The organism is Streptomyces sp. RP5T, assembly GCF_003933965.1.
Taxonomy (GTDB): Bacteria; Actinomycetota; Actinomycetes; order Streptomycetales; family Streptomycetaceae; genus Streptomyces.
Genome location: NZ_RSAJ01000565.1, coordinates 1 through 5,358 on the forward strand (window position 1 = coordinate 1; position 5,358 = coordinate 5,358).

Sequence of the window (5,358 nt, forward strand, 5' to 3'; positions counted from 1 at the left end):
GCCGAGGACAGCGGGACCAGGTAGGGGCGGCAACCCAGCGGGAAGGAGAGGTCGCCGGTGTGGACGTCGTACACCGGGTCGAAGCCCCGCCAGGAGAGGAAGGCCAGGTAGCGGCCGTCCCGCGTGAAGACCGGGTTCTCGTCCTCGAAGCGGCCGTTGGTGACGTCGACGATCAACCGGTCCTTCATGCGGGCGAGTTTGATCTGCCGCAGCGATCTGCCGATCCCCGGATGCGACCACGTCAGCCAGGCCCCGTCCGGGGAGAAGGCGAGGTCCCGGACGGGGCCGTTGACCGAGCGGATCAGTTCGGTGACCTGGCCTCCCCCGGGCTCCGTCCGGGAGGTGCCCCCGGTCTCCTCGGTCCCCGCGGCGTCAGCCGCACGGTCAGGCACGGTCAGGAGCAGCAGGCGTCCGTCGTGCGCGGCGATGGCCAGCCGCTCGCCCTTGGGGTCGGAGACCAGTTCCAGGACCCGGCCCAGTTGGCCGGAGGCCAGCCGGCGCGGCGCGCGGTCGCCGGTCGCCCGGGGCAGGTACGCGATCTCGACGGCGTCCTCGCCCTCGGCGTCCGTCACGTACGCGACCTGGCCGACGGAGCCGAGCATCTCCGGGAGCCGGACCCGTACGCCCGGTGTGTCGGTGAGGGTGCGGGCCGGGCCGTCGCGGTGGGTCAGCCAGTACAGGCTGCCGCGGACGACGACGGCGCTCGCGCGTCCCGTCTCGTCGACCGAGATGCCGTCCACGTGCTGGGCGGCGGGCACCTGGTACCGGCGGCGGCCGGCCCGCGGCCCGCTCAGCCGTACGTCGAGTTTGCGGGGCTCGGACGTGAGGTCGTCGACGATCCACAGGTCGCCGCCGCACTGGTACACCACCCGGGTGCCGTCGCTGGAGGCGTGCCGGGCGTAGAAGGCGTCGTGGTCGGTGTGGCGGCGCAGGTCGGAGCCGTCGGGGGCGCAGGAGTAGAGGTTGCCGACGCCCTCGTGGTCGGAGAGGAAGGCGATGCGGTCGCCGACGAACATGGGGGAGTGGAGGTGGCCGCCGAGGTCGGGGAGCAGGCGTTCGCCGTGCAGCCAGAGGCGGCCGGTGGCGCCGCCGCGGTAGCGCTTCCAGGCGGCCGGTTCGTGCGGCGGGGTGCCGGTCAGCAGGAGGGTCCTGCGGTCGGCGACCTGGATGTCGGAGACCGGGCCCCAGGGGAGCCTGTCGCCGGGGGAGCCGTCGGTGGGGACCTTGTACGCCCAGGTGAAGTAGGAGAAGGGCTCGCCGTGGGAGGCGACGGCGAGGATCTCGCCGGTGGGGGTCCAGCCGGTGACCTGGGTGTCGGTGGAGCCCCAGTGGGTGAGCCGGCGGCCCGGTCCGCCGTCCGCGTCCACCAGGTGGATCTCGGGCACGAGGCTGCGCCAGCTCGTGTACGCGATGCGGCGGCCGTCCGGCGAGAAGCGCGGATGGCCGGTCTTGGTGCGGTCGACGGTCAGGCGCCAGGCGCGGCCCGGGCCGTCGAGAGGGGCCAGCCAGAGGTCGTCCTCGGCCACGAAGCACAACAGGTCGCCGCTCAGATGCGGAAGGCGCAGATAGCTCACCTCCCCATGCTTTTCCGGGGGATGGACCGGAGCAACTTGTGAAAAACCGGTCGTCGGTGGCCTGCGGGGGCCGCGGGTGACCCACAACACGAACGAAACCGTTTCGTTTCGATGCTGGATGCGCTACATTCGTGTCGTACGAAACAGTGTCGTACGAAGTCCCGGCGGGGAAAGGGTGAGTGACATGACCGAGGTCTCGGCCGCGCGTCGCAGCCGCATCACCCCCGAGCGTGAGGCCGAGCTGTACGAGGCCGTGCTCGACCTGCTCCGGGAGGTCGGCTACGACGCCCTGACCATGGACGCCGTCGCCGCCCGCACCCGTTCCAGCAAGGCCACGCTCTACCGCCAGTGGGGCGGCAAGGCCGAGTTGGTGGCGAAGGCGGTACGGCACTCCAAGCCGGGCGGCATCGGTCTCGACGAGATCGACACGGGGTCGCTCAAGGGCGACCTGCACGCGCTCACCCTGCGCTCGGACGACTGCACCATGGAGCAGAACTCCGCGCTCATGCGGGGCCTGGCCATGGCGGTCCACGGCAACCCGGATCTCCTCAAGGCGTTCCGCGAACATCTCGTCGAACCCGAGATGGCGGAGTTCCGTCGGCTCGTCCAGCGGGCGATCGACCGCGGCGAGGTGCGTCCGGACAACCCGGCGATCGAGTTCATGATGCACATGATGCTCGGCGGGTTCGCGGCCCGCACGATGATCGACGAGCTGCCGCCGACCCAGTCCTTCCTGCTTTCGTACATCGACGCCGTGGTCCTCCCCGCCCTCGGCGTCGGGACCGACTGACCTCCCCTCTCCCCAGCAAGCCCTCCACCTGACGTAACCGCTCACGTCGTCGGGCTGATCACCCCTGCCCAGAAGACCCACGACCTGACCGGGAGTTCGCCCTCGTGGCCACTTTCCTCTACCGGCTCGGCCGGCTCGCCTTCCGGCGACGGCACTTCGTCGCCCTCCTGTGGGTGGCCCTGCTGACCCTCGCCGGCGTCGGCGCGTTCAGCGCGCCCGCCGCCGGATCGACCTCCTTCTCCATCCCGGGCACGGAGGCGCAGAAGGCCTTCGATCTGCTCGAACAGCGTTTCCCCGGGGCCAGCGCCGACGGCGCGACCGGCCGCATCGTCTTCAAGGCGCCCGAGGGCGAGAGGATGACGGACGCCGCCAACCGGGCCACCGTCGCGAAGACCGTCAGGGAACTGGGCGACGGCTCCGAGGTCGTCTCCGTCACCGACCCCTTCACGACCCGCGCGGTCAGCAAGGACGGCACGGTCGCCTACGCGTCGGTGCGCTACGACGCCCCCGCCATGGAACTCAAGGACGCCACCCGCGACGCCCTGGAGAAGACCGCCGACGAGGCCCGGGACACCGGGCTGACCGTCGACGTCGGAGGTGACGTGCTCCAGGCCGAGCCGGAGACGGGAGCGATCGGTGAGGCCATCGGTCTCGCCGTGGCCGCGGTCGTGCTGGTCATCACCCTGGGCTCGCTGGTCGCGGCCGGGCTGCCGCTGCTGACGGCGATCATCGGCGTCGGCATCGGCGTCTCCACCATCGCCACGCTCGCCTCCGCTCTCGACCTCGGCGACACGACGTCCACCCTCGCCGGGATGATCGGCCTCGCCGTCGGCATCGACTACGCCCTGTTCATCGTCTCCCGCTACCGCGCCGAGCTGGCCGAGGGCCGCGACCGCGAGGAGGCGGTCGGCCGGGCCACCGGCACCGCGGGTTCCGCGGTGGTCTTCGCGGGTCTCACCGTCGTGATCGCGCTCGCCGGTCTGTCGGTCGTCAACGTGCCGATGCTGACCAAAATGGGCCTCGCCGCGGCCGGCACGGTCGTGATCGCCGTCCTCATCGCGCTGACGATGATCCCGGCGCTGCTCGGGTACGCGGGCCGCAAGGTCCGTCCGGCGGGCGAGAAGCGCAAGGAGCCCGTGGCTCCGGGTGCGCCGGTCAAGCGCAACCTCGGCGCCCGCTGGGCGAGTTTCGTCATCCGCCGCCCGGCCGCCGTGCTGCTGCTCGGCGTGGTCGGCCTCGCCGCGGTCGCCCTGCCGGTCAGCCAACTGGAGTTGGGCCTGCCCGACGACGGTTCGCAGCCCACGTCCACGACCCAGCGCCGCGCCTACGACCTCCTCTCGGAGGGCTTCGGGCCCGGCTTCAACGGACCGCTGATGATCGTGGTCGACGCCAAGGACAGCGACGACCCCAAGGCCGCGGCCGCCACGGTGAGCGAGGGCATCGAGGGCCTCAAGGACGTCGCCACGGTCACCCCGCCGGCCTTCAACAAGGCCGGCGACACCGCGACCATCACCGTCGTCCCCGGCTCCAAGCCGTCCTCGACCCGAACCGAGGACCTGGTGCACGCCATCCGCGACGACGTCGCCGCCGAGGCGGACGCGGACGTCCTGGTCACCGGCACCACCGCGATGAACATCGACTTCTCGCAGAAGCTGAGCGACGCCCTGATCCCGTACCTGGCCCTGGTGGTCGGCCTCGCCTTCCTCCTGCTGATCGTGGTGTTCCGCTCGATCCTCGTCCCGCTGAAGGCGGCCCTCGGCTTCCTGCTGTCGGTGCTCGCCGCGCTCGGTGCCGTGGTCGCGGTCTTCCAGTGGGGCTGGCTCGGCGGAGTGCTCGGCGTCGAGGAGACCGGCCCGATCATGTCGATGATGCCGATCTTCATGGTCGGCGTGGTCTTCGGACTGGCCATGGACTACGAGGTCTTCCTGGTCACCCGCATGCGCGAGGCGTACGTCCACGGCGAGTCCCCGAGCCAGGCGATCGTCACCGGGTTCAAGCACAGCGCCCGGGTCGTGGTCGCCGCCGCGGTCATCATGATGGCCGTCTTCGGAGGCTTCATCAGCTCCGGCGAGTCGATGATCAAGATGATCGGCTTCGGGCTCGCGATCGCCGTCTTCTTCGATGCGTTCGTCGTCCGCATGGCGATCGTCCCCGCGGTCCTCGCCCTGCTCGGCCGCCGAGCCTGGTGGCTGCCGAAGTGGCTGGACCGCGTGCTGCCCAACGTCGACGTCGAGGGCGAGGGACTGCGCACCCGGGCCCAGAGGGACGCGGATCCGGACGAGGACCGGGAGCTGGTACGCGTCTGACGTGCGCGGTGTGACGTGCGCGGTATGACGTGAGTCGGCCGGTGAGGGGGTGCCCTCACCGGCCTTCCGCCGCCGTGGACCGGCCGAGATAGGTGACCGGCCCGGCATCCGGTACGGCGATCTCGTGGAAGCCGAGACGGTCGTAGAAGGCACGCGCGGGCGTGTTGGCGGTCACCATGCACAGGTGCACGGCGGCCACGCCCCGCTCGTGCAGCGCGCGCAGGAAGGTCTCCATGAGCGCGCGCCCGTACCCGCGCCCCTGCCATGCGGGGAGCAGGTCGATGTGCAAGTGGGCCGGGAAACCGGCGACTTCGGGCACGAGCATCCGCTCCGGGTGGTGCAGGAGGGCGACGATCCCCTCGTCGGCGGTGTGCGGCTCGGGGCCGGGCTCCGGATAGCGGCCGGCCACGAGGGGCAGCCACTTCGCGCGGTAGTCCGCCACGAACCGGGGCGTGTCCGCGGTGCCCAGGACATACCCGACCGCCTGCCCGGCCCCGTCGTCCAGCACGAAGGTCAGCTCCGGTTCGAGATGGACGTACGGCGACGCGAAGGCCGCGGGGAAGACGCCGGGGTCCTTGTGGTGCGGCCGGCTGTCCTGGCCCAGGTGGGCGGTCCGGACGCAGATGTCCTCGACGGCGTCACGGTCCTCGGGACGGTAGGGGCGTACGAAGGCGGACGGGGCGGGCGG

3 protein-coding genes and 1 pseudogene are annotated in these 5,358 nt (G+C 71.5%); 2 read left to right on the plus strand and 2 right to left on the minus strand.

The annotated features are described in order from the left end of the window. Positions 1-1,574: pseudogene (locus EHS43_RS36375) on the minus strand (PD40 domain-containing protein); the annotation flags it as partial. 184 nt (positions 1,575-1,758) lie between these two features. On the opposite strand from EHS43_RS36375, the gene EHS43_RS36380 reads away from it, so the two are divergent. Beyond that, positions 1,759-2,364 (plus strand): TetR/AcrR family transcriptional regulator, encoded by a 606-nt coding sequence (locus tag EHS43_RS36380; RefSeq protein ID WP_125194872.1) that lies wholly within the window; start codon positions 1,759-1,761, stop codon positions 2,362-2,364. A 104-nt stretch (positions 2,365-2,468) separates the two neighbouring features. After that, the gene (locus tag EHS43_RS36385; protein WP_125194873.1) at positions 2,469-4,670 is read left to right on the plus strand and encodes an MMPL family transporter; all 2,202 of its coding nucleotides are present in this window, start codon (positions 2,469-2,471) and stop codon (positions 4,668-4,670) included. 55 nt (positions 4,671-4,725) lie between these two features. On the opposite strand, the gene EHS43_RS36390 is transcribed toward EHS43_RS36385, so the two are convergent. Continuing rightward, on the minus strand, positions 4,726-5,358 hold a 633-nt coding region (locus EHS43_RS36390), incomplete at its 5' end, for an N-acetyltransferase (protein WP_260470880.1).